The sequence below is a fragment of the Segatella intestinalis genome (assembly GCF_029348455.1).
In the GTDB taxonomy this organism is placed as follows: Bacteria; Bacteroidota; Bacteroidia; order Bacteroidales; family Bacteroidaceae; genus Prevotella.
The window spans coordinates 43,156-69,195 of sequence record NZ_JARJVV010000015.1; the positions used below are offsets into that span (position 1 = coordinate 43,156).

The 26,040-nt window shown below is 45.3% G+C and carries 22 protein-coding genes and 1 tRNA gene; 15 read left to right on the forward strand and 8 right to left on the reverse strand.

The genetic code is table 11. The features are described 5' to 3' along the window. Positions 1–5: 5 nt before the first annotated feature. Positions 6–962 carry a methylenetetrahydrofolate reductase [NAD(P)H] gene (gene metF, locus P3T48_RS10855; RefSeq protein WP_217757881.1) on the reverse strand — a complete coding sequence of 319 codons (957 nt, stop codon included), beginning with the start codon at positions 960–962 and terminating at the stop codon, positions 6–8. Between the two features lie 125 nt (positions 963–1,087). On the opposite strand from metF, the gene xylE reads away from it, so the two are divergent. Then, positions 1,088–2,548, forward strand: a complete 1,461-nt coding sequence (gene xylE / locus P3T48_RS10860; RefSeq protein WP_276506694.1) for a D-xylose transporter XylE — start codon at positions 1,088–1,090, stop codon at positions 2,546–2,548. Positions 2,549–2,724: 176 nt separating this feature from the next. Here the strand turns inward: xylE and P3T48_RS10865 are convergent, their stop codons facing one another. From P3T48_RS10865 to P3T48_RS10895, 7 genes are all read right to left on the reverse strand, one after another. Beyond that, positions 2,725–3,405: a DUF4840 domain-containing protein gene (locus tag P3T48_RS10865; RefSeq protein ID WP_276506695.1), complete on the reverse strand. Its 681-nt coding sequence runs from the start codon at positions 3,403–3,405 to the stop codon at positions 2,725–2,727. Between the two features lie 237 nt (positions 3,406–3,642). Continuing rightward, positions 3,643–3,715: transfer RNA gene (locus P3T48_RS10870), tRNA-Pro, on the reverse strand. Between the two features lie 354 nt (positions 3,716–4,069). Continuing rightward, positions 4,070–4,825 (reverse strand): exodeoxyribonuclease III, encoded by a 756-nt coding sequence (locus P3T48_RS10875; RefSeq protein ID WP_276506729.1) that lies wholly within the window; start codon positions 4,823–4,825, stop codon positions 4,070–4,072. Positions 4,826–4,914: 89 nt separating this feature from the next. Further along, on the reverse strand, positions 4,915–5,508 hold the full coding sequence (folE, locus tag P3T48_RS10880) for a GTP cyclohydrolase I FolE (protein WP_022251815.1): 594 nt from the start codon (positions 5,506–5,508) through the stop codon (positions 4,915–4,917). 18 nt (positions 5,509–5,526) lie between these two features. Then, complete coding sequence (locus P3T48_RS10885; protein ID WP_158463138.1) at positions 5,527–6,171, reverse strand: SPOR domain-containing protein; 645 nt, start codon at positions 6,169–6,171, stop codon at positions 5,527–5,529. Between the two features lie 126 nt (positions 6,172–6,297). After that, positions 6,298–8,391 carry a BT_3928 family protein gene (locus P3T48_RS10890; RefSeq protein WP_276506696.1) on the reverse strand — a complete coding sequence of 698 codons (2,094 nt, stop codon included), beginning with the start codon at positions 8,389–8,391 and terminating at the stop codon, positions 6,298–6,300. A 24-nt stretch (positions 8,392–8,415) separates the two neighbouring features. Next, positions 8,416–8,964 (reverse strand): DUF1599 domain-containing protein, encoded by a 549-nt coding sequence (locus tag P3T48_RS10895; RefSeq protein ID WP_228114108.1) that lies wholly within the window; start codon positions 8,962–8,964, stop codon positions 8,416–8,418. A 214-nt stretch (positions 8,965–9,178) separates the two neighbouring features. On the opposite strand from P3T48_RS10895, the gene P3T48_RS10900 reads away from it, so the two are divergent. The 14 genes from P3T48_RS10900 to P3T48_RS10965 all read left to right on the forward strand — a co-directional run bounded on the left by P3T48_RS10900 (position 9,179) and on the right by P3T48_RS10965 (position 25,991). Continuing rightward, the gene (locus tag P3T48_RS10900) at positions 9,179–10,606 is read left to right on the forward strand and encodes a CCA tRNA nucleotidyltransferase (RefSeq protein ID WP_276506697.1); all 1,428 of its coding nucleotides are present in this window, start codon (positions 9,179–9,181) and stop codon (positions 10,604–10,606) included. A 457-nt stretch (positions 10,607–11,063) separates the two neighbouring features. After that, positions 11,064–12,272, forward strand: coding sequence for an efflux RND transporter periplasmic adaptor subunit (locus P3T48_RS10905; protein WP_276506698.1), 1,209 nt, complete (start codon positions 11,064–11,066; stop codon positions 12,270–12,272). A gap of 97 nt (positions 12,273–12,369) precedes the next feature. Then, the gene (locus tag P3T48_RS10910; RefSeq protein ID WP_276506699.1) at positions 12,370–15,639 is read left to right on the forward strand and encodes an efflux RND transporter permease subunit; all 3,270 of its coding nucleotides are present in this window, start codon (positions 12,370–12,372) and stop codon (positions 15,637–15,639) included. A gap of 25 nt (positions 15,640–15,664) precedes the next feature. Then, a complete protein-coding gene (locus tag P3T48_RS10915; RefSeq protein ID WP_276506700.1) occupies positions 15,665–17,059 on the forward strand; it encodes an efflux transporter outer membrane subunit in 1,395 nt (464 codons plus the stop codon). 33 nt (positions 17,060–17,092) lie between these two features. Further along, positions 17,093–17,875, forward strand: a complete 783-nt coding sequence (gene lpxA / locus P3T48_RS10920) for an acyl-ACP--UDP-N-acetylglucosamine O-acyltransferase (protein ID WP_022251823.1) — start codon at positions 17,093–17,095, stop codon at positions 17,873–17,875. A 162-nt stretch (positions 17,876–18,037) separates the two neighbouring features. Further along, a complete protein-coding gene (locus tag P3T48_RS10925; protein ID WP_158463131.1) occupies positions 18,038–18,916 on the forward strand; it encodes a cell division protein FtsX in 879 nt (292 codons plus the stop codon). Positions 18,917–18,955: 39 nt separating this feature from the next. Continuing rightward, on the forward strand, positions 18,956–19,186 hold the full coding sequence (locus P3T48_RS10930) for a DUF3098 domain-containing protein (RefSeq protein ID WP_022251825.1): 231 nt from the start codon (positions 18,956–18,958) through the stop codon (positions 19,184–19,186). Between the two features lie 54 nt (positions 19,187–19,240). After that, on the forward strand, positions 19,241–20,038 hold the full coding sequence (locus P3T48_RS10935; RefSeq protein WP_276506701.1) for an undecaprenyl-diphosphate phosphatase: 798 nt from the start codon (positions 19,241–19,243) through the stop codon (positions 20,036–20,038). A 27-nt stretch (positions 20,039–20,065) separates the two neighbouring features. Beyond that, entirely contained in the window at positions 20,066–20,776 is a 711-nt protein-coding gene (gene truB / locus P3T48_RS10940) for a tRNA pseudouridine(55) synthase TruB (protein ID WP_158463167.1), read from the forward strand. 59 nt (positions 20,777–20,835) lie between these two features. Further along, positions 20,836–22,008, forward strand: coding sequence for a tRNA preQ1(34) S-adenosylmethionine ribosyltransferase-isomerase QueA (queA, locus tag P3T48_RS10945; RefSeq protein WP_022251828.1), 1,173 nt, complete (start codon positions 20,836–20,838; stop codon positions 22,006–22,008). A 77-nt stretch (positions 22,009–22,085) separates the two neighbouring features. Further along, positions 22,086–22,496: a 2-amino-4-hydroxy-6-hydroxymethyldihydropteridine diphosphokinase gene (gene folK / locus P3T48_RS10950; RefSeq protein WP_217757869.1), complete on the forward strand. Its 411-nt coding sequence runs from the start codon at positions 22,086–22,088 to the stop codon at positions 22,494–22,496. A gap of 150 nt (positions 22,497–22,646) precedes the next feature. Beyond that, a complete protein-coding gene (locus P3T48_RS10955) occupies positions 22,647–23,564 on the forward strand; it encodes a hypothetical protein (RefSeq protein ID WP_276506702.1) in 918 nt (305 codons plus the stop codon). Positions 23,565–24,319: 755 nt separating this feature from the next. Continuing rightward, complete coding sequence (locus P3T48_RS10960) at positions 24,320–25,069, forward strand: UpxY family transcription antiterminator (RefSeq protein ID WP_217757867.1); 750 nt, start codon at positions 24,320–24,322, stop codon at positions 25,067–25,069. 25 nt (positions 25,070–25,094) lie between these two features. Next, positions 25,095–25,991, forward strand: a complete 897-nt coding sequence (locus P3T48_RS10965) for a hypothetical protein (RefSeq protein WP_217757866.1) — start codon at positions 25,095–25,097, stop codon at positions 25,989–25,991. Positions 25,992–26,040 lie beyond the last annotated feature (49 nt).

The following is a 26,040-nucleotide window of genomic DNA, read 5'->3' on the forward strand; positions in this document are numbered from 1 at the left end:
TTTACTTAAAACAGGATTTTAGCTATCTGCTTTACGCTTTCTACAGCCGATACGGTGAAGAAATGTACATGACTGTAGCCATGCTCGAAGAGGTCTTTCACCTGAGTGGTTGTCCACTCTATGCCGAGTGCCTTTGCATCATCGTCGGTCTTGCACTTCAGCACCTCCTGTGCCAGTTCTTCCGGTATGTCGCAGTGGAAGGTCTTGGGCACCATGGTAAGTTGTGAGAGTTTGGCGAAGGGCTTGATGGCTGGGATGATAGGCATCGTAATTCCCATTTTGCGGGCTCTCTCCACGAAGTCGTAGAACTTCTGGTTGTCGTAGAAGAGCTGGGTTACGGCATAGGATGCACCGAGGTCTTGTTTCTCTTTCAGGTGCTGGAGGTCTTGCTCCAAGTTGGGTGCCTCCTCATGCTTCTCTGGGTAGCATGCTACTCCACAATAGAATTTCTCGCCAGGGTACTTAATGGGGGTTCCGTCTATGAAGAATCCCTCGTTGAACTGGCTGATTTGTTTCAGAAGGTCAGTGGCATGGGCGTGTCCATTAAGGGTAGGGGTGAACTGTCGGTCTTCTTTGGCTTTGTCGCCACGTAGCACGAGTACATTGGATATTCCCAAGAACTGGAGGTCGAGCAACTCATACTCGATGTCTTCCTTAGAAGCTCCGCTGCAGATGATATGAGGGATCACAGGAATATCGTACTTGTTCTGTATGGCTCCTGCAATGGCGATGGTACCAGGACGTCTACGCACACGCTGACGGGTCAGCAGACCGTTCTCAAGTTCCTTGTAAACGTACTCGCTGTGGTGCGTCGTGATGTTGATGAAGCGTGGGTCAAACTCCTTCAAACTGTCGATGGTGCGGAACAGAGCTGCTGTTCCGTTGCCCTTGAGTGGGGGCAGTACCTCGAAGGAGAATCCTCTCTTTTGTCCTTCCTTATTTAGAAAATCTGCTATGTTCATGTTGTGTAAAGTCTAATTTGGTTGCAAATTTACGAAAAAAGTTGGGGAAAAAGGCAGATTATACGTAATATTTATTGAGAAAATGTGTATTAATAGAGTAATAATGTCACAAAACCTAATAAAAAATGGAACAAAATCAAAAGGGCTCTAAAGCCTATCTTATCTCAATCGTGATGGTCGCCGTTCTCGGTGGCTTGCTTTTCGGTTACGATACCGCCGTGATATCGGGAGCCGAGAAGGGTTTGCAGGCATTCTTTAAGGGTGCTAATGATTTCGAATACTCCGATTTTATGCACGGATTCACTTCTTCAAGTGCATTGATAGGATGTATCATTGGTAGTTCACTGTCTGGACTCTTTGCCAGCAATTTCGGTCGTAAGCGTTCGCTTATTTTTGCGGGCATTTGCTTCTTCCTCTCTGCCTGGGGATCAATGGAGCCTGAAAGCTATATCCTTCCTCAGGGACAAGCCGACTGGACCTTGCTCGTAGTGTTTAACTTCTATCGTGTGCTCGGTGGTATCGGCGTGGGAATGGCTTCTGCCATCTGTCCTATGTATATTGGTGAAATCGCACCAAGTAATGTGCGCGGTATGTTGGTTAGTTGGAACCAGTTTGCCATTATCTTCGGTCAGTTGGTGGTTTACTTCGTCAACTTCCTGATTATGGGTTCTCATGCCAATCCTATATACGATGCGGCCGGTGCCATAGCCAATATGGTGGATGCTCAGTGGACTATCGAGACTGGTTGGCGTTATATGTTTGGTAGTGAGATGGTGCCTGCAGGCTTGTTTACTTTCCTTATCTGTTTCGTGCCAGAGACTCCCCGTTATCTTGTCATGGTGGGTCAGGACGATAAGGCCTTCGGAATCCTCTCCAAGATCAACGGTTCGGAGAAAGCCCGCGAGATTATCCACGATATCAAGAATACTGTAACTGTGAAAACCGAGAAACTTTTCTCTTATGGTTTCATGTGCATCTTCGTAGGTGTTATGCTTTCTGTATTCCAGCAGGCTGTAGGTATCAATGCGGTGCTTTACTATGCTCCTCGTATCTTCCAGGATATGGGTATGGGCAATCCTATGGTTCAGACGGTTATCATGGGTGTAGTCAACATATCGTTCACACTTGTGGCAGTCTTCACTGTAGAGAAGTTGGGACGCAAGCCTCTGCTCATTTTTGGCTCTATAGGAATGGCTGTAGGTGCGCTTGGTGTGGCTCTTACCTTTGGTAATGCTGCCTTGAGTACAGTCACCATGATTAGTATTATGGTGTATAGTGCCAGTTTCATGTTCTCATGGGGTCCAATCGCTTGGGTTCTTATTGCCGAGCTCTTCCCCAATACTATCCGTGGTGCTGCAGTGGCTATTGCCGTTGCCTTCCAGTGGATATTCAACTTCATCGTCAGCTCTACTTTCGTGCCTATGTTCAATATGCACCTTACTCCTGGCGACGATTTCGGTCATTGGTTCACCTATGGTCTCTATGGCGCCATCTGTATCCTTGCAGCTATCTTCGTATGGAAACTCGTTCCTGAGACAAAGGGAAAGACCCTCGAGGATATGAGCAAGCTCTGGCGTAAGGAGTAATCAACTCTTGTAATCTTTATTCCTCGATCAGATTATACTGGTCGAGGAACACATAAAAGAAGGGCGCATTCGACGATATTTGTCGGTGCGCCCTTTTCCGTTTCCGGAACGTTTAATCATTCAGAGAGTACTTCTTTTTCAGAAGAGTAATATCTTTTAGCCTTTTCCTCGTTTTCTTAGTTCTTCTTGTCGGTAGTAAACTGGAAAACTGGTGGGAAGTCTGTGCCGTTGAATCTGTTGGCTTTCAGCAGGCTTGTCTGTGTACCATCAACATAGATGTAAGCAGGTTGCATATAGAAGCAGAAATACTGTTTCTTAGTGCTGTTGTTGGTCTGATAGCCACCTACGCAATAGTTGTTGTAGAACTTCACGGTAACCTTCTTGTATTCCTTCTCTGATGTTACGATGTTGCCGAGCTCCAGGTCATAAGAGTTGGCGATGAATGTCTGTGTACTATACAGATAAGGTATGAGGTTTACCTTTATGTCAACCTTATCCATCTCTGCAATCTTTGCAGCCAACTTGTCGTCATTAACAAATTTACTCAGGATAGAAACTGGGAATTTGAAAGAAACAGAAGCATACAGGTTCTTGATGTTGCCATCTTTGTCCTTGTTGGTTTCTGAAGTGATTCTTGCAACTATGCCAGGAATGGTGTCGAGTACATCTTTGGTGTTCAGTTTGTTCTCGTTGTAGTAAACCATTCCGCCCGCCTGTGAGTAGCCGATCATATTGATCATGGACTGCTGCTGATCCAGTGTTGGAGCGCTGTAAGAATCGCCACCAGTATTGCACGATGTGAAAGAGAAAGCAGCCATCAGGGCTGCAACGAATGATAAGATAGTGAACTTCTTCATTGTTTTGTTATTGTTTTTAATGATTAATATTATTATCTTGCTATTATCGTCCTCCTGTCGGCAAATGGTATTTCCCTCATATCTTTTGCTTGAAGGATTGCGCCGTTGTTGCCTTGATTGTGACTTTTTTCTATGTTTAAAACGAAATAGAGAAGAAATCTTGCATGATAGGTTGTTAATAAACGCAAAAAAAACGAGAGGTATAAGCTGTTGCTTAATGACCTCTCGTCTTTTATGTCGGGATTACTGGACTCGAACCAGCGACCTCGCGCCCCCCAGACGTGTGCGCTACCAACTGCGCCAAATCCCGATTGCTTATGCTCTATTGAACATTTGCGGTTGCAAAGGTATGATATTATTTTGAAATGAACAAATATTTAATCGTTTTTTGCAGTTTTTTCGCATACATCTTTGCTTTTTTAGCGATTCTTGATGGACATTCTGCTCTTTTACCTTATTATATTAGGTTAAGGAGTTAAGAAGTTAAGGAGTTAAGAAGTTAAGGAGTTAAGAAGTTAAGGAGTTAAGAAGTTAAGACAAGTGCTTTATTGCTGGGTATGCAGTTCACCGCTTAATGTTCACCGCTTGATGTTCATCGCTTAATGTTCAATGTTCTGTATTTAACGTTAAGGAATGCACCATAGAAAAGACTTTTCTTGCCTCATCATGAGAATTTCAAGTCGAGTTCTACAGGGCAATGGTCACTGCCCATGAAGTCGGTGAGGATAGAAGCCTCGCTGATCTTTTCCTTCAGACGTTCGGATACAAGGAAATAGTCGATACGCCAGCCTGCATTCTTCTCACGGGCACGGAAACGGTACGACCACCATGAATAGGTGACGTCTTCCGGATGCTTGTAGCGGAAGGTGTCTATGAAACCAGCTTCTAATAACTGTGTCATCTTTTCGCGCTCCTCATCGGTAAAGCCTGCATTGCGTCGGTTTGTCTTCGGATTCTTGATATCTATTTCTTGATGAGCCACGTTCATGTCGCCGCATACGATGACGGGTTTCTTGGCATCGAGGTCTTTGAGAAACTTGCGGAAGTCTTCTTCCCATGTCATTCTGTAGTCGAGCCGACGCAATTCATTCTGAGAGTTTGGAGTGTAGACGGTAACGAGATAGAAGTCTTTGTACTCTAAGGTGATGATGCGTCCCTCGTGATCGTGTTCTTCGATGCCCATGCCGTAGCTTACTCCTAATGGCTTATGCTTTGTGTAAATAGCTGTGCCAGAATAGCCTTTCTTCTCGGCATAGTTCCAGTAACTTTCGTAACCGTCAAAGCTTAAGTCGAGTTGACCTTGCTGCATCTTGGTTTCCTGCAGACAGAAGAAATCGGCATTGAGCTGTTTGAACTGTTGTTCAAACTCTTTACCGACACAGGCGCGCAGGCCGTTCACGTTCCACGAGATAAATTTCATCATTGTGTTTAGTGTTTAATGTTTAGTATTTCGTGTTTAATGTTAGCATCCATAAGTACAAGCTAAACATTAAACACGGAACACTATATTTAGATTCTCTTGCTTTCACCTCTCAGGAGGTTCATGAATTCCTGTCGGGTGTTGAGAGAGTTGAATACACCACTATAGTCGCTTGTTGTCGTGATGCTGTTCTGCTTTTCCACACCTCTCATCTGCATGCACATATGCTTGGCTTCTATGACTACCATCACGCCCTGAGGTTTGAGGGTTTCCTGTATGCAGTCCTTGATTTGCTGTGTGAGGCGCTCCTGCACCTGAAGGCGATGGCTGTAGATGTCCACCACGCGGGCTATCTTGCTCAGTCCTGTGATGTGTCCGTTGGGGATGTATGCCACGTGAGCCTTGCCATAGAATGGCAGCATGTGGTGTTCGCACATCGAGAAGAAGTCGATGTCCTTGACGATGACCATCTGGTCGTATTTCTCGGCAAAGAGTGCGTCAGTCAGGACCTTGTGAGGGTCTTGTGTGTATCCGCGTGTAAGCACCTGCATGGCCTTGGCCACTCGCATCGGTGTCTTGACGAGTCCCTCACGCTCAGGGTCTTCGCCCAATAGTTTGAGTACTTCTTTGTAGTGTACGGCCAGTTCGTCGAGGCCTTCGCGAAATTCTGTTTCTGGATTCATGATTTTACTTTAGTGTGCTTAATATTGTACTGTGATTTTTCCTTTCACCAGACAGGCTTGTCTGTAGCCCATGGCCTTTACCTTGGCAAGCATCTTCCGTGCCTCTTCGAGAGAGCGGAAGTTGCCCACGCGGCAGATCCATCTTGGTGAATAGAAATGTACGTATACGGGCTGGTCGGGATAACGCATTTTGATGGCGTTTCCTATTCGTTCTGCCTTCAGTCGGTCGTTTCGTGAGTTGCCTCCGGCATAAGCCTGTACTCTATATCCTGTAACCTTATAGCTTCCACGCATCACTTTCTTGTGCATGTCGACTGCAGGTGTATCTGTTTCTTCGTTATTTTTTCCCTCTGTATTGCTGTGTTCAGCTTTCTTGGCAGTATCGGGTGTTTGTTGTTTCTTTACCGAGTCGGGAGCGGGCTTCTTGTTTTGTCCCTCTTCGTGATGCTGAGGGTTGGCCTTTTGCGACGTTTCTGTCTTCTGCTTGTCTGCCTGTGGTTTTGCAGCCTTGCCATTGACCAATTCGTCGATTTCCTTGCTCTGTTTCACGGTAACAGTTCCCTGTCCTGGGGTTCGTTGCTGCAAGTGGTCGAGATACTTCTGCGCATGAGCCATAGTGGCAGAGCAGAGTGCTGCGATAAGTACGATGACGAATTGCTTCATGATGATTTTAATGTTTTTGATAAAAATGGAAATATCAGCTATGGACTTTCTGCTGCCCCGTATTTGATGCGAGGCAGCAGTAGCCCATGCTGACAATATGTAATGATTCTGTTAGCTTTTCAGAAATTACTTCTTCCAAGCGTCGATGATGCCCTTGAAGTCAGCTGCCTTCAAAGAAGCGCCACCAATCAAACCGCCGTCGATATTTGGCTTAGCAAAGAGCTCTGGAGCATTGCTTGCCTTGCAGCTTCCGCCATAGAGGATAGATGTTTCCTCTGCAGCCTCGTTGCCATACTTCTCTGCTACGATAGAGCGGATGTAAGCCAACATTTCCTCAGCCTGGTCGGATGTAGCAGTCTTGCCTGTACCGATAGCCCAGATTGGCTCGTAGGCGAGGATGATGTTCTTCCAAGCCTCTGCGTCGAGGTGGAATACTGAACCCTCAAGCTCTGCCTTTACAACCTCGTTCTGCTTCTCAGCCTCGCGCTCCTCGAGAGTCTCGCCGCAGCAGAAGATTACCTTCAAGCCGTTCTTCAGAGCCAACTCTACCTTCTCTTTCAAGATTTCTGCAGTCTCACCATAGTACTGGCGACGCTCTGAGTGACCGAGAATGACATACTGAGCACCTGTGCTCTTTACCATTTCTGCTGAAACTTCACCGGTGTAAGCGCCTTTCTCCTTGTCTGCGCAGTTCTCTGCACCAAGACCTACTACCTCTGCATTCAAGACCTGAGCTACTGAAGCCAAGTGGATGAATGGAGTGCAGATAATAACGTCGCAGTTTGGTTTGTCTGCTACCAAAGCCTCGTTGATTTCCTTAGCGAGAGCTACACCATCTTGCAGGTTCATGTTCATTTTCCAGTTGCCTGCTACAATTTTCTTTCTCATTTTCTTTTCTTTTTTGTTAAAAGTTGATATTATCTTGTTAGCATTCTCTTTCTTCTTTTTCACCCATGTTGTCCAAGCCCATAGTCTGTCGGCGATGGCGAGGAGTGTGAGGGGCAGCACAAACCACATGAGCATGAGTAGGATCTTGCGTGGTATGCTGTCGGATGGCATCTTGCCCAATGCGCTTTTCTCCAAGGGCTGATTGAGTTCCTCGGGCTGTGGCAGCTTGTTGTGGCTCCATTTCTGTATGATGGTTCCATGGTGCAGGAGCATCAGTCCGGGGTTGCTTCTTATCATCGTCTTCAGGGTTGTGGCATCGGTAGTGTAGAAGGGATATTCTGCTCCTGTGATGTCCTGCCATTTGGCGATGTCTTTGTCTGAACTTGCCGTGAGACAGATGAACCGATAGCCATAGTCTTGTGCAAACTCGTATATCTGGTCTATTCTGCCGAAGTTGGAATCGTCGGCGTAAGCCAGGGTGGGCGAGATGAGCAGGAAGGTGTAACTTGTATCGTTCAGCACCTCTTGTGTAATGTCTTCACCCGTTTTGTTGTCTTGTATGCTGAAGTCGTGTATCGGTGGCACGTATCCTTCGGCTGTCTGCACGGTTTTCGAGTCGACGAAAGTCCATGTGGAGTCTGGATAGTTGTCGAGGGTGAATTCCTTTTGCTGACCGTTCTTCTCGAGTATGAATGTCGTCTCGAACTTCGGTTGTGGCGCACCTTGTGGAATCTTCATTCCCTGTGCTATGTTGGCTCCCACGTGGTAGGGACGGAAATCGAACAGGGGTAAGTCCCACAGACTCCATGCGCTGAGTGCCAAGGCGAAGATGACCGTATAGTTGATGACGATCCATTGTGCTTTCTTCGATACGAACCTCACCATGCTTGTAGGCCATTTCAGCAGCATGAGTGCTATGGCGAGCAGGATGATGTTCTTGATGAAGGTCTGTCCGTTGCTCAGTACGACTGCATCGCCGAAGCATCCGCAGTCTTTCACGGGGTTGGCGATGACTATCCACAGGGTGAGCAGGGTCATGATGCTCATCAGCGCGAGCACAATCCTTGAGACGAGGTGTCTTCTGATGGCAAACAACAGGAAGATGCCCAACGAGAACTCCAGCGCAGCCAGTAGAACTGCTCCAACGAGCAGCGTCCATTCGGGCAGAAAACTTCCTATCCCCATTGCCTGCAGGTAGTCGGCGAGTTTGTATTGTGTGCCCAATGGGTCGATGGCCTTCACGTATCCGGAGAAGATGAAGGTCGCCGCCATGAGCAGCCGCCCAATGTTGACTGCCGTGTTCCTGATGATTTGTGTTGCCTTATTCTTCATTCCTCATTTCTCAGTCGTCATTCTTTACTCTTCACTCATCTTGATGACTCCGAAAACGGCATAGTTGATGATGTCCATATAGTTGGCATCTATGCCTTCCGAAACGAGTGTGTCGCCCTGAATGTCTTCTATTTCCTTTACTCGCTGTATCTTGGTGAGGATGAAGTCGGTATAGCTGCTCACTCTCATAGAGCGCCATGCCTCATCATAGTCGTGGTTCTTTCGTGTCATGAGCTGCAGAGCCTCAAGGGCATACTTGTCGTATAGTTGCAATGCTTCGTCGGAAGTGATGTCCACCTCGTCCACATAACCTTTCTCGAGCTGTATGATGCCCACGATGCCGTAGTTGATGAGGGCGATGAATTCGGGTCGGATGCCTTCGCCCACGAGCGACTCCTTCTTTATTTCAAGTGAGCGGATGCGCTTGGCCTTGATATAAAGCTGGTCGGTAAGCGAAGAGGGACGCAGGATGCGCCATGATGCGCCGTAGTCGTGCAGTTTCTTTTGGAAAAGCGTTCTGCACTCTGTCAGGACGTCCTTAAACTGCTGCTCTGTTTTTGCTGAATCTGCCATAATATTTTCGAAAATCGCTGCAAATTTAAGCATTTCTGATGAAATAGCCAAATATATTGTATAAAAATAAGTGGCGAAGCATTTTGTATTGTCTTCGATTTGCAGTAACTTTAGATAAGTTACGCTGCATCTCAACAATAAAAACAAAAAAATCCTTTTTTATTTTGTATTGTCTTCGATTTGCAGTAACTTTGCAGTCCGAAATTATATAGAAATGAGAAATCTATCCAATGCCGAACTGGCAAAAATACTTGATAAAGACATTTTTCATCTTATATCACAGGCAGCAGACAGCTTGGGACTGGAATGCTATGTGGTAGGCGGATATGTGAGAGACCTTTTCCTGGAACGGCCTTCCAATGATATTGACGTTGTGGTGGTGGGAAGCGGCATACAGGTGGCTTCTGCTCTTAAACAGAAACTGGGCAGGAAGGCTCATCTGTCTGTATTCCGCAACTTTGGCACTGCACAGGTGAAGTATCGTGATATAGAGGTCGAGTTTGTCGGTGCACGTAAAGAGAGTTATAATCACGATTCGCGCAAGCCCATTGTGGAGGATGGAACGCTCGAGGACGATCAGAACCGTCGTGACTTTACCATCAATGCGCTGGCTGTGTGTCTCAACAGCGAGCGCTTTGGTGAACTGGTTGATCCCTTTGATGGAGTCTATGACCTGGAAGACGGAATTGTGGCAACACCACTTGATCCAGATATTACCTTCAGCGATGATCCTTTGCGCATGATGCGTTGTGTGCGCTTCGCCACTCAGCTCAACTTTCAGATAGAGGACGAAACCTACGAGGCACTCTCGCGCAATGCCGACCGACTGAGGATTATCAGCGGTGAGCGCATAGCCGACGAGATGAACAAGATTATGCTTTCGCCTCATCCCAGTTGTGGATTCTATTATCTCAAGGATACAGGGCTTCTGCAGCTCATCATGCCCGAACTTTGTGAGCTTGACAAGGTGGAGACACGTTGCGGTCGCTCGCATAAGAACAACTATGACCATACGATGGAGGTGCTCGAAAATGTTTGCCGTCAAACCTCTAACCTCTGGTTGCGCTGGGCTGCCTTGCTTCATGACATAGGTAAACCACGCAGCAAGCGGTGGGACAATCAGGCAGGCTGGACTTTCCGTAACCATAATGTCGTGGGAGCCAGAATGATTCCTTCGATGTTCCGTCGCATGAAGTTGCCCATGGATGCCAAGATGAAATATGTGCAGAAACTCGTAGAGTTGCACATGCGGCCTATTGTTATTTCCGACGAGGAAGTGACCGACAGCGCTGTGCGTCGACTTCTGAACGATGCCGGCGATGATATTGACGACTTGATGACACTTTGCGAAGCCGACATTACCAGCAAGAACCAAGTGCGCAAACAGCACTTCCTGGATAATTTCCGCTTGGTGCGCGAAAAGATTGCCGACTTGAAGGTGCGCGACTACAAGCGACTGTTCCAGCCTTGTATAGATGGCAGGGAAATCATGGAAATGTTCCATTTGGGCTCCTGCCCAGAGGTAGGAGCGCTGAAGCAGACTCTCAAGGACGCTGTGCTGGACGGCAAGGTGGCCAATGAGCGTGAGCCCCTCATGGAATTGCTTATGCAGAAAGCCAAGGAGCACGGACTGATAGAGTAACTGGCTTTTCCGTAAGAGATAGTTGGAAAAGAAAATTTCCACAGTTGGAAAAATAAAAAAGCAGGAAATGCCCCTCGTCTTCTGTTACTGAGCTTCGTCACCTATAAAGACCAGACTTGGCCTTAATAGATGACCAGACTTGGTCTTAATAGATGACCAAGCTCGGTCTTAATAGACGACCGGTGTTGGCCTTAATAGATGGCAAGATTAGGCTTAATAGGCTCCTTACATGAGGAAAACTCTAAATACAAAATAATTAATGTTAAAATACACTTGGCAAATGTACAATATTGCTATAATATTAGTAATTTTGCACCGCCTTTAAAAACTCTATTGATATTTTGAGTTTTCGACATAAGGAAGTCGGATTACTTGTAAAAAGGCAATGACAATGTGCTGTAGTGGCATGTTGAATAACAGATTAATAATAATAACAATTGTATTTAAATAAATAGGTATGAAGATTAAAAACGTTTTGTTTGTTGCAGCTCTTGCAGCTCTCGCAACTTTAACATCATGTGGCGGAAGCAAGAAGGGCGGTCTGCCTAACTTCGGCGATGATGAGTTTGCTGTAGTGACTATAGGAACTACCAGCGCCGCTTTGCAGACTACTTATCCTGCTACAATTAAAGGTATTCAGGATGTAGAGGTTCGTCCGAAAGTTTCGGGTTTCATAACAAAGGTGTTTGTACATGAGGGTCAGACTGTTTCTGCAGGTCAGCCTCTTTTCTCTATCGACAGCGAGACTTATCAGGCTGCCGTTCGCTCTGCTGCAGCAGCTGTGAATACAGCGAAGGCACAGGCTAACACAGCTAAGTTGACTTATGAGAACAACAAGAAGCTCTTCGACAGCAAGATTATTGGTCAGTATGAACTTTCTACTGCAGCCAACAGCTATGCTACAGCTAAGGCTCAGGTAGCGCAGACTGAGGCGGCTTTGGCTTCAGCTCGCGAGCAGTTGGCTTGGTGTACTGTTACCAGTCCTTCTGCAGGTGTTGTTGGCAGCTTGCCTTTTAAGGTAGGTGCTTTGGTAAGCGCTTCAGGTCAGGCTCTTACTACAGTTTCCAACATCAGCACCATGGAGGTGTTCTTCTCACTCTCCGAGTCTCAGATTTTGAATATGTCTAAGACCAATGGCAGTATTCAGGCTGCTATCGCCGCATTCCCTGCAGTTAAGTTGCAGTTGGCTGACGGTTCTGTCTATAATCACCCAGGTAAGGTTGTCAAGATGAGTGGTGTCATCGATGCTGTCACTGGTTCTGTATCTCTTATCGCTCATTTCCCCAACCCAGAGAAGTTGTTGAAGAGTGGTGGCGCCGGTTCTATCGTTGTTCCTAACGACAACAACAGCGCTATCGTCATACCTCAGGAGGCTTGCTCACAGGTTCAGGACAAGATCTTCGTTTACATCGTCACCAAGGACAACAAGGTGAAGTATTCTGAGATCAAGGTGAATCCACAGGATGACGGCAAGAACTATATCGTAACTTCTGGTCTTCACGTAGGCGACCGTGTGGTAGTAAAGGGCATTACCAAGTTGACCGATGGTCAGCAGATCAAGCCTATCACCGTAGAACGTTACAATCAGAAAATTGCTGAGGCTGCCAAGATGGCTGAGTCGCAGGATAATGCACATGAGTTTGCAAAAACCATGAGCGGTAAGTAAATTATAAATAATCAACAAGAATAAAAGAATGAACGTGTGTGATTCCTGCAACGGAAGAATGCATGATACATTATAATTTATAATTTAAAACAAGATTATGACATTTACAAACTTCATAAAGCGCCCAGTGCTTTCGACGGTGGTTTCCATCTTCTTCGTCTTGCTGGGTACCATCGGCTTGATATCGCTGCCTATTGAGCAGTACCCGAATATCGCGCCGCCTACCATCTCGGTGTCTACCACCTATCAGGGTGCTGATGCTCAGACGGTATTGAATTCAGTCATCGCTCCTTTGGAGGAGAGCATCAACGGTGTGGAGAACATGACCTATATGACATCTTCTGCGTCAAACTCAGGCTATGCCAGCATCACCGTTTACTTCAAGCAGGGTTCCGACCCAGATATGGCTGCGGTCAACGTACAGAACCGTGTGTCCCAGGCACAGTCATTGCTGCCAGCCGAGGTTACCAAGGTGGGTGTGACCGTAACCAAGCGTCAGAGCTCCAACGTGATCATGTTCGCTCTGACCACAGACGATGGCCGTTACGACGACCAGTTCGTTACCAACTATGCCTTGATCAACGTCGTTCCTCAGTTGAAGCGTATCAATGGTGTGGGTGATGTGCAGAGTCCTTCTACCCGTAACTACTCTATGCGTATCTGGCTGAAGCCAGAGAAGATGAAGGAGTTCGGATTGGTTCCTTCTGATATTTCGCAGGCTTTGGCAGAGCAGAACATCGAGGCTGCCCCTGGTAGCTTTGGTGAGAGCTCTGATATGCAGTATGAATATACTTTGCGTTACAAGGGTCGTTTGAAGACTCCTATCGAGTATGAGAATATCTTGATCAAGAGTAATACCTCAGGTCAGACTCTCCGTCTCGGCGAAGTTGCCAAGATAGAGTTGGGCGGTTTGCAGTATAACGTCAACTTGCTCAATGATGGTCAGCCCGCTGTGATGGGTATGGTTCAGCAGATTGCCGGTTCCAACGCTACCCAGATTGCAAGCGATGTGAAGAAGGAGTTGAATGAGTTGGAGAAGAGTTATCCTCCAGGACTGAAGAACGTCATCCTGATGGATGTTACCGAGTTCTTGTTCGCATCTATCGAGGAGGTTATCTTCACCTTGATCATCACCTTGGTATTGGTGTTCATCGTGGTGTATATCTTCTTGCAGGACTTCCGTTCTACGCTGATCCCTATGATTGCCGTGCCAGTGGCTTTGGTTGGTGCGTTCTTCTTCCTTTGGGTATTCGGATTCTCCATCAACTTGCTGACGCTGTCCGCCCTGCTGTTGGCTATTGCGATTGTGGTCGATGATGCCATCGTGGTAGTAGAGGCGGTTCACGCCAAGCTCGACCAGGGTTACAAGAGTGCCCTGACAGCATCTATCGATGCGATGAACGAAATCTCCGGCGCCATCATCTCTATTACATTGGTGATGTCTGCCGTGTTCGTTCCTGTATCATTCATCGGTGGAACATCTGGTTACTTCTATCGTGAGTTCGGTGTTACCATGGCGGTGTCAATCGTCATCTCTGCTGTCAATGCGTTGACTTTGTCTCCTGCTCTTTGTGCGGTGTTATTGAAACCACATGATGAGGAGCATGGCGAGAAGAAGTTGTCGCTTATCGACCGCTTCCATGCAGGGTTCAACTATCAGTTTGATAAGATTACCAATAAATATAAGAAAGGTGTACAGTGGGTTATCGGTCATGGCATTATCGCTGGTAGCTTGGTGGCTGTCAGTATCGTGGGCTTGGTTGCCCTGATGGGTACTACCAAGACTGGACTTGTGCCTGATGAGGATACTGGTACAATCTTCGCTTGTATCTCTACCGCTCCTGGTACAACTCAGGAACGTACCGCCCAGGTGGTTAAGCAGGTGGACAAGATGTTGGCCAACAACCCAGCCATCGCAACCCGTAACGCCATCATGGGTTATAGCTTTATCGGTGGTGCTGGTTCTAACCAGGGTACTATCATCGTCAAACTGAAGCCATTCGAGGACCGCCCTGGCGGATTCTTCCATCGTATTAAGGAGGCTTGTACGGGTGGCGGTATCGAGGCGCTGTTTGTCAACCCTATGGAATATACTTCTGTGTTGGGTATGATCTACAAGCAGACTGCCACGATCAAGGATGCACAGGTTCTGGCCTTCGCTCCACCTATGATTTCCGGTTTCTCTGTACAGAATGGTATTACCATGACTATGCAGGATAAGACGGGTGGCGATCTGAACAGATTCTATACCAACGTGAAGGCTTTCTTGAAGGAACTGAATGCTCGTCCTGAGATTCAGACTGCGCAGACACAGTACAACCCTAACTATCCTCAGTACATGGTGGATGTGGATGTTGCCAAGACCAAGCAGGCCGGTATTTCTCCATCTTCTGTATTGGCTGTGATGCAGGGTTACCTCGGTGGTCTTTATGCATCCAACTTCAATGCCTATGGTAAGCTCTACCGTGTCATGATTCAGGCTGGTCCAGAAAACCGCATGCATCCAGACGACTTGAATAAGATTTATGTACGTTGTGCTGATGGCACTATGTCTCCAGTGAGCGAGTTCGTGAACTTGAAGAAGATTTATGGTCCATCCAACATCACACGTTTCAACCTCTTTACCTCAATGGATGTGTCTGTAACTCCTAACAGCGGCTATTCTACCGGTGACGGTATGAAGGCTATTGCCGAGGTGGCTAAGCAGACATTGCCAGAGGGTTATGGTTATGAATACTCTGGTCTGACACGTTCGGAGGCAGAGTCAAGCAACTCTACTGGTCTTATCTTCGCACTCTGTATCGTATTCGTTTACTTGATTCTGAGTGCTCAGTACGAGAGTTACATCTTGCCTCTGTCGGTAGTGTTGTCTATCCCATTCGGTTTGGCAGGTGCTTTCGTCTTCACCAACCTCTTCGGCCATTCCAACGATATCTACATGCAGATTTCGTTGATTATGTTGATCGGTCTGTTGGCAAAGAACGCCATCCTGATTGTGCAGTTTGCCCTTGAGCGTCGTCGTACGGGTATGGCTATCAAGTATTCTGCCATCTTAGGTGCCGGAGCCCGTCTTCGTCCTATCTTGATGACCTCTCTGGCGATGGTTATTGGTCTGCTGCCTCTGATGTTCGCTTCAGGTGTAGGCAAGAATGGTAACCAGACTTTGGGTGCTGCCGCTGTAGGTGGTATGTTGATCGGTACAATCTGTCAGATCTTCGTCGTCCCAACTCTCTTCGCCGTCTTCGAGTGGTTGCAGGAGAAGCTTACTCCTTTGAAGTTTGAGGACGAGTTCAATGCCGAGGCTGTCTCAGAGTTGGAGCAGTATGCCAATGCTGCTCATCGCAGAAAAGGTATCGAGAAGAAGTAATAACGTTGTAACTTCAAACGAAACAATGAAAAAGAATTTAAATATTATCATATTGGGTCTCGCAGCGCTCTCATTGAGCAGCTGCAAGACTCTCTACGGAAAGTATGAGCGTCCTGATGTGAAAACTAATGGTATCGTACGCGATTCAGCTTCTATATCCGATACGTTGGCTGTGAAGGATACTACATCATTTGCCAATATTCCTTGGCGCAGCGTTTTCACCGATCCACAGTTGCAGACTCTTATCGAGAAGGGACTTGCCAATAACGCCAATCTCCTCAATGCTGCTTTGAACGTAAAGATGGCTGAGGAGCAGTTGAAGTGTGCCAAGTTGGCTTTCATACCTTCTTTTACATTTACCCCACAGGGAACCATCTCTTCTTGGGACGGTAACAAAGCGACAAAGACTTATACGCTGCCAGTGAATGCGTCATGGAGTGTTGACCTCTTTGGCAATCTTCTTTCACAGAAGCGCGGTGCTCAGATGGCGCTGTTGCAGATAAAGGACTACCAGGTGTCTGTACAGACGAACCTCGTTGCGAATATTGCCAATATGTACTATTCGCTCCTCATGCTCGACAAGCAGCTTGAGATAGTGAACGATATGGAAGGTCTTACCAAGGACACATGGCAAACAATGCAGTTGCTCAAGGATGCCAAGATGGGTTATCGCTCAACATCGGTGCAGGCAGCAGAGTCTAACTATTACTCTGTTCTTGCACAGAAAGCAGACCTGAAGCGGCAGATTCGTGAGACAGAGAACTCGCTCAGCCTTCTTCTTGGCGAGCAGGCTCATGCCATTGCACGGGGCAAACTTGATAATCAGAGTCTTCCTGCCAACTTCTCTACAGGAGTAGGTTTGCAGTTGCTCAACAATCGGGCTGACGTACATGCAGCCGAGATGAACTTGGCGCAGTGCTTCTATGGAGTGGAGACTGCCCGCAGCAAGTTCTATCCTTCTATCACTATTTCTGGTGCTGGTGCCTTTACCAACTCAGCTGGAGCTGGTATCGTAAATCCTGGAAAGTGGCTTCTCTCTGCTGTGGGTTCACTTGTTCAGCCTATCTTCCAGAATGGAAGACTCATTGCAGGACTCAAGGTGGCTAAGATGCAGTACGAGCAGGCTTACAACACTTGGCAGGATGCAGTGTTGAAGGCTGGCAGCGAAGTAAGCAATGCCCTCGTACTCTACAACTCTTCCGACGAGAAGGGAAGAATCGAGGCGCAGCAGATCGAGGTACTCAAGCAGAACGTAGAAGACACCCGTAAGTTGATGGGCGAGGCTGGTGGTTCTTATCTTGAGGTTATCCAGGCACAGTCTTCATTGCTCAATGTACAGCTCTCCAAGGTGGCTGACGACTTCTACAAGATGCAGGCTGTGGTCAACCTATACTATGCATTGGGTGGTGGAGCCAAGTAATGTTAAGTGTTAAATGTAAAATGTTAGATTATTATGGCAAGTATAATCAGTCCAAAGGCAGAGGTTTCTCCAAAGGCTAAGATAGGAGACAACTGCAAGATATATCCATTCGCCTATATTGAGGACGATGTGGTTATCGGTGACAACTGTACCATCTATCCATTCGTGAGCATCATGAATGGTACTCGCATGGGTAATAATAATAAGGTATTCCAGGCTGCCGTTATCGCTGCCCTCCCACAGGATTTCAACTATACTGGTGAAGAGAGTGAAGTAGTGATTGGCGATAACAATACTATCCGTGAGAATGTGGTTATCAACCGAGGTACTCACAAGGGTGGTAAAACAGTGCTTGGCAACAGCAACTTTCTTATGGAAGGTGCCCATATCTCTCACGATACCGTGATAGGCAACAGTTGCGTGTTCGGTTATGGAACCAAGATAGCTGGCGACTGTGTGATAGGTAATGGCGTCATCTACTCTACATCTGTAGTAGAAAATGCCAAGACCAGAGTTGGCGACTTGGCGATGATACAGGCAGGAACAACTTTCTCCAAAGATATTCCACCTTATATTATTGCGGGTGGTAAGCCTGTGAAGTATGCGGGTCCTAACAGCATTATCATGGAGGCTGCCGATATAGACGTGAAGGTTCGCAAGCATGTAGCTAATGCTTATCGACTTGTCTTCCACGGTCAGACATCTCTCTTTGATGCCATCAATCAGATCAAGGATCAGGTGCCAGACGGAGAAGAAGTGCGCAATATCATCAAGTTCCTCGAAAGTACAGAGAAAGGTGTCATCACCAAGATGTAAGTTGCGAAAGTTATAATAAACGATTTTTTCTTTATACACAAAGGGAGGGTTGACCCATGGGGTGACTCTCCTTTCTTGTGTTAATGTCTATTAAACTTTCGTTTATTCGCACATTTTTTTGTTACTTTGCACCAAATTTGGAATATTATACCCTTTTGGTAAATGAGAAAGAAACAATATAAGCCCAGCAGTCACCGAGGATTGCAGGTGGTAACTCTATGTATAAGCACCGCCATGGTGCTCGTTTTGCTCGGACTGGTCATATTCTCCGTTCTTATGGGAAGAAATCTCTCCTCCTATGTGAAGGAGAACCTTGTCGTGTCCGTGATGCTTGAACAGGATATGACCAATTCTGAGGTCGTTCAGATGTGCAAACAGCTGAAAGCCAAGCCTTATGTCAAGTCAATCAACTATATTTCGAAGGCGAAGGCTCTTAAGGAGGCTACTCACGATCTTGGAGTAAACCCCAGTGAGTTTGCCGGAGTCAATCCTTTCCAGCCTTCTATCGAGTTGACAGCACAGGCCGACTATGCCAATAATGACTCTCTGAAATGGGTGGCCAAGGAACTGAAGGCCTATCCACGTGTTACAGAGGTGTCTTACCAGCATGACCTGATAGAGCAGGTGAATCAAATGCTGACCAAGATAAGCATCGGATTGCTCATCGTGGCGGCTCTCCTCACGTTTATATCTTTCTCGCTGATCAACAATACCGTAAGGCTCGGCATTTACGCCCGACGTTTCTCGATACACACGATGAAACTTGTTGGTGCCTCATGGGGATTCATCCGACGTCCCTTTGTGAATAGGGCCATACTGATTGGATTGTTGTCGGCATTGATTGCCAACGGCTTTTTGGGAGGCAGTCTTTATGCATGGTATGTGCATGAGCCAGAACTGCTCATGGTGATGGGATGGCAGGAACTTGCCATAACGGGTGGTTCAGTTTTCCTTTTTGGAGTCATCATTACTGCCATCTGTGCCAGCATCTCTGTCAACAAATTCCTCAAGATGAAGGCTGGCGACTTGTATAAGATTTAGAATATCGAACATTACACATTATTAATATATATATAATAAATGGATAAGAAAAATTTAGCATTCGGCAAAGTAAACTTCATCCTCTTGGCTGTGGGGATGGCTATTGTCATCATCGGTTTTCTCTTGATGAGCGGATCTGGCTCAGACGAGCATACTTTCGATACCGATATCTTCAGCACACGCCGTATCGTTGTAGCACCAGTAGTTACTCTGTTTGGGTTTCTTTCTATTATTTATGCTGTCATTCGTAAGCCAAAAGACAATAAGTAATATTTATATCCCGATACTTACACATTATTCAATAATAAAAAATAGTATTTATCAATGAATTGGTTTGAAGCCTTGGTGTTAGGTCTTGTTCAGGGACTTACAGAATATCTGCCAGTTAGTAGTAGCGGTCATTTGGCTATTGGTGCCTATTTGTTTGGTATTGACGGTGAGGCTAATCTGGGTTTTACTATCTTGGTGCATGTAGCAACAGTCATGAGTACTTTGGTAGTACTTTGGAAAGAGATCGACTGGATTTTGAAAGGACTCTTTAAGTTCCAGATGAACGAGGAGACTAAGTATGCGCTTAATATTGTAGTCTCCATGATTCCTGTTGGCGTCGTTGGAGTCTTCTTCAAGGATGAAGTAGAAAAAATCTTCGGTTCTGGACTGCTCATAGTAGGATGCATGTTGCTCGTAACTGCTCTGGTCCTTGCTTTCTCTTATTATGCTAAACCACGTCAGCGTGAGAACATAAGCCTTTGGCATGCGTTTGTCATTGGTCTGGGCCAGGCTTTGGCTGTTTTGCCAGGTCTTTCCCGCTCAGGTACCACCATCGCAACAGGTCTTCTGTTGGGCAATAAGAAGGAGAAGATGGCACAATTCTCTTTCCTCATGGTCATTCCTCCTATACTTGGCGAGGCGTTGCTCGACCTAATCAAAGGACTGAAAGGAGAGGAAACACTTGGAGGTGTTGATACCTTGCCTATGATTATTGGCTTTGTGGCTGCCTTTATTTCTGGCTGTCTTGCCTGCAAATGGATGATCAATATTGTTAAGAAAGGCAAACTCATCTACTTTGGCGTCTATTGTGCCATAGCAGGTTTAGCCACCATTCTTTTCTCTCTTCTTTAATAAGTAACGACAAATCTTTTGCCAGACATGAATTTCCAGACAGGAGAAATCATTGCCATCGACAAACCTTATCGTATGTCAAGTTTTGGGGCTTTGGCACATATCAGATACGTACTTTCTAAGTTTTTGCACCATAAGGTGAAGATAGGACATGCAGGTACGCTCGACCCTTTGGCTACAGGCGTGCTCGTGCTTTGCACAGGAAAGAAGACCAAGGAGATAGAACAGCTGCAGACTCATACTAAGGAGTACACAGCGACACTTCAGTTGGGAGCCACGACAGCCAGCTATGATCTTGAACATACGGTCGATCATACTTATCCCACCCGTCATATTACCCGACAGCTCATAGAGGAAACGTTGCCTCAGTTTGTCGGTGACATTCAGCAGGTGCCGCCTACTTATAGTGCTGTCAAGGTCAATGGCGACAGAGCCTATGCCTTGCGCAGGGCGGGAGAGAATGTGACGCTCAAACCAAAGAGCGTTCGTATAGACGAGATAGAACTTACCCATTACGACGACGAGACCAAGCAACTCGGTTTGCGCGTAGTATGTGGTAAGGGAACTTACATACGCTCCTTGGCTCGCGACTTAGGTCGGGCACTTGGAAGCGGAGCCTTTCTTACTGAGTTGAGAAGAACCCGAGTGGGCGACTTTACTGTCGACAACTGTGTGAGTTTCGAAAATTTCAGGGAATGGCTCGAACAACAGGAAATAGAAGACATCCATCAAGTTTGATATTTCCAGAATAGTAATAGAATATAATTAGTAACCATTAGAAAGGAGACAAATATAACATGAAACTGTCACAATTCAACTTTAAGTTGCCTGAGGCACAAGTGGCGCTTTATCCCCACAAGACCAAGCGTATCGTCAAGACATCTACCGGAGAGGAACGTACCTTTGAGGTAACCCGTCGTGATGAGGCGCGTATGATGGTTTTACACAAAAAGTCGGAAACCATAGATATGTACCGCAAGGATGCTAACGGAAATCCTATCGAAGGCGAGTTTATTGAGTTCAAGGACATCGTCAACTATTTCGATGAGGGAGATACGTTTGTATTCAACAACACCAAGGTGTTCCCTGCACGACTCTATGGTACCAAGGAGAAGACCGATGCCAAGATTGAGGTGTTCCTGCTCAGAGAGTTGAATGAGGAGATGCGACTCTGGGATGTGCTCGTAGAACCAGCCCGTAAGATTCGTATAGGAAACAAACTCTTCTTTGATGATGTCAACGAGATGGTGGCTGAGGTAATCGACAATACTACCAGCCGTGGACGTACTCTTCGCTTCCTCTATGACGAGGACGGTCAGCACGATGTCTTCAAACGTTCGCTCTTTGCATTGGGTGAGGCTCCATTGCCACGTTATATTATCGACAATCGCGAGGTACACCATGCCACAGAGGAAGATATGGAAGACTTCCAGTGCGTTTTTGCTGAGAAGGAAGGTGCCGTAACAGCGCCAGCCACAGGGCTTCATTTCTCGCGCGAGCTCATGAAACGTATGGAGATCAGAGGCATCAACTCTGCATTTATTACCTTGCATTGTGGATTGGGCAACTTCCATGAAATCGAGGTGGAAGACCTTACCAAGCACAAGATGGACTCCGAGCAGATGCATATCGGCAAGGAGGCTTGCGAACTGGTCAACGACACCAAGCGTGCCGGTCATCATGTTTGTGCCATCGGTACAAGTGTGGTCAAGGCTACAGAGACTGCGGTGGGTACAGATGGAATGATGAAGGAGTTTGACGGATGGACCAATAAGTTTATCTTCCCTCCTTATGAGTTCGGACTGGCCGATTGCATGGTGGCCAACTTCTATCATCCTGAATCTACACTGATGATGAGTACTGCTGCATTTGGAGGTTACGACCTTGTATATGAAGCCTATATGAAGGCTTTGAAGAATGGCTATATGTTTGGTTGCTTTGGCGACTCTCTGCTCATTCTCAACGACTAATATCTGTGATAGTTGAGGCAGTAAATGGCTTCGTTTGTTTTAGGCGAAGCATCGTTCAATAACATATTTATGTATACATGCATAGAGTATATCTGAGTCTCGGATCCAATTTAGGCAATCGCAAACGTAACATCCGTGAGGCTCTTGAAAAGATAGGAGAGCTGATTGGCGACGTAGAGCGCCAGTCAGCTCTATATGAAACTAAGCCGTGGGGCTATTCTTCGCCCAACGACTTTATCAATGCATGTGCCTGTGTGCTCACTCCTTTGGCGCCTCGCCAGTTGCTTGAGGCTACTCAGAAGGTGGAGCAAGAGATGGGCCGTAAGCTCAAATCGGTGAATGGTGAATATCACGACCGCATTATAGATATAGATATTCTACTGTATGATGATCTTCGTATAGACCAGCCCGACCTGAAGATTCCTCATCCCCTGATGGAGGAAAGAGATTTTGTTATGGTTCCTTTAAGGGAAATCATGTCTCTATAATAGAATTACCATAGGAAAAATATTAAAATAGGAAGATATATGGAAGAGACAAGTAAATTGCAAGTGTTGAAATGCCCGGCATGCAATGCTAAGCTAACATACTTCTTTGAATTTGACCAGGTTATAACATGCCCTGTTTGTCATAACCGTATGAATAGCCATGTACCTCAGACGGTTGAAGCGCACATGCCTTTGCGTTATGTGTCGCCTACCATTGATGTAGATGGTTTTAAGCACTTGATGGCGCAAACTTTGGTTGATATCGACTTTGTTCCATGCGATGTTTTCCAGGCCATCGATGCCGAGGAGGTATTCTGTATCTATCTGCCTATGTATCTTTATGAGGGTACCTATCAGGTGGCGTGGAGCGGCAATGGCGCTAATCAGCAGCAGCTTCATGGCAAAGCAACAGGCAAGATGGCCTACTTGTTCTTAGCCAACGATGGCAAGGGTGAACTTCCCAAGGAACTTCGCGACTTTACAGCTTGCTTGCCTTACGATGCAGAGGCTCTGAGTCCTTTTGTGGCAGACAACATTGATGCCACTGATAGTCATATTCTCACTGCCTTGTCTACTATGAGTGCAGAGGATGTATGGAAGAAGTGGGGCAAGGCACATACGGATGAGTTGGCGATGCGCAGCGTGCATGCTCAGATTGGCAATCAAAAGGTGCGCAAGTTAAAGACTTCTACCAACATCGAACTAACCAACCAAGGTGAACTTCTCTATGTTCCCTTCTATTTCACTTATTACACATACAACAATCATCGCTACAGCTTTATAGTAGATGGACAGGGCAAGCACCAGTCTTATAATAATCCCATTGATAAGCGTGAGAGTAGTTATGCGAGAAACTGTAAGGTTCTCATGCTCATCGTAAAATGGATGTGGATGTTGGCAGTGTTGGTATGGGCTGTTTACGACTACCGTTTAGCCATGGGGTATTTGGTAGCTTGGGCTATATGTAAGGTTGTTGTTGACAGGGTGCTGAAACAGCAAATAGCCCGTAGATTCAAACGTTCCAAGGAAACACGTCAGGCTGATGCTGACCTGTTTTTAGGAATATAGTCGCTATTTATCTAATTAGGGCTTCTATTTATGGGTGTGCGAGTCTTAGATCTCTTTCATTTGCTTCTTCCAAAGTGGTATGACGTGAATGTCATTGATAACTTTGCAAGATTCTAGTTAATATTATATGATGTTGGTTGAAATATCGGTGTATACTTTCAAGTTTCCTTTATAGGGAAAAGAAAATGATTGAAAATTTCCTTTATAAAGGAAACTTTAGTGTGGAGTCTTCTTTATAGGTGATGCTCTTCCCCAATAAGTATATTTATGCTTGAAAGGATGACTTAAACTTGTTTCTTCTTGTCATTCTTTTCTACTTTTCTTAACTACCCATATCATCTAATGCATAAACACATCTGTTTTTATCTTTTTTGAAAAATATTTTGGAAAAAGTTTTGAAGTTCCATTTATTTCTTGTACTTTTGCAAATATATCCCATGCCGATAGCTGTAGAATGCATGAATAATGCAGGGGACAGCAAGGGAGTGGGACAAATATAAATTTGGAAGGGCGTTTGCTACACGCTTGTTCATGACAAACTGAAACCTGAGAAATTTCAAATCATCGTCAAGAACATGGCAACTAGCAGATGTCACGTTGTGTGATTATATCATGATGTATATAATTCATATCGGCGTGGGGTCTGTGGTTGCTCGTTCAGCGATGATGGGTAATCTCAGGACCTCAGTTTGTAGAACGGGTAACTAGGCATGATCCCCGCTTTTTCTTTTTTATGTTATAACTGTTCTAAATCTATGCCTAATAATAAAAGGCCTGTCTCTTTGTTTAAAGGACAAAACAAAGGAGTTAACTCTCCTAAAAGTGGCATACAAAATGTAGCCATGTCTCCCTATAAAATACATAATGGGGTGACCCCTACTTATGTTTCAAAGCTGAGTGCAAAATGTTCTACAGACAATATAAAAACCGCCTCTTCTGCAGCAAATGTGGAAGAGGCGGTTTGGTTTTTGATGAGGGCTGCGTATGGACAAGAGAAGAAAGCAAAGGATTTTTTGGAGGCGAAAGGAATAGAGGTTTTCTTGCCAGTGCAAGATAAATGTATTGTGCAGAATGGTAAGCGTAAAAACAAACAGGTGTCCTTAATTCCTAACTTCTTGTTTGTAAAGAGCACAGAGGCTGAAATGAAAAAATATGTGGGCAAGGGTGAACTCGGTTTCTTTCATCATTATTATGTACCTTATAGGGATGAAACAGGAAGAATGGTTGGCAGGAAAGGCATCAAACCCTTGGTGATACCAGCAAAGCAAATGAATTTTTTTATCAAGTGGAATGCTGTAGAAGAAGAGGATAAGTTGTTTGTTCCTGACGCCAAATTTAAGTTTACAAAGGATGACAAGGTGAAAATTGTCAGAGGAAAGTTTGTTGGCTTTGAAGGTAAAGTTTGTCGAATCAAGGGACAGACAAGAGTTGGATTAATAATCGAAGGTGTTGGAACGATTTTTACAGCATATATTCCTAAAGATTATTTGGAGAAAATGTGCTAATTTTTTTTTACTTAAAACAATAACTATGGGATTTTTCGGAATAAGTATTAATGAAAATGTTGCTGATTTAAAAAAACAAATAGCGACACTTAGTGAGTTGATAAAAGAACAAGCAGAGTCAAAGATTAATGAAGAAATGGAAACAAAGTCGTTAGAGATACAAGAGCAATTGGATTCATTGACTTCTGAATTGCAGAATTTACGGAATGATTATTCTATTGCTCAAGCAGAGATTATAGAACGACAAAAATCTTTAGACAAAGTTTTGGCTGAAAAAAAGGAAATAGAGAAAAAATTAAAAGAAAAAGAGGCAGAACTTGATGTTAAAGTACAAGAATTGAATACTTTGCGCAAAGAAAAAAATAATCAAAGACCTGAACATAGAACTCCTGCAACGAGTATTGATTTTGGTGTTTTGTCTCAAGAACTATCTCAAGTGGCACAGTCTTGTAAAATGCTTGAACAACGAGATGATGTCATGAAGAATATGCATAAAGAATTAGAGAAACTACAAAACAATCTCTATGCTAAGATGCTGAAACCATATAAAAACTCAATCGTTATGATTTATGATAGTATTGCGCGTACCTATGAATATTATAAAACTGAGGCAGCTAAGGCTGAAGTGGGGGCTTATGACAAACTGATTGGGCAGATAAATCATTTTATGCTTCTTATAACAGATACCTTGAGTGATGAGTATGATTTGAATATCTATGTACCAGAAGTAGGTACTTTGTTTGCAAAGGGGCAGCATAGGGTGAACAGATTGATACCAACTACGGATGAGAAGCTAAATAATGTAATTGCCAAGGTTTGTCAGTGTGGTTTCTCTTATATGGCTTTTGATTCTGCAAGGGGTGCTGAACGAGAAGTGTACTTCCGTCCAGCTGTAGTAGATGTTTATAAGTACAATAAGTAGAGAGTATATTCTTTTTATTTTAGTTATTTTTATTATTAAATCAATATAA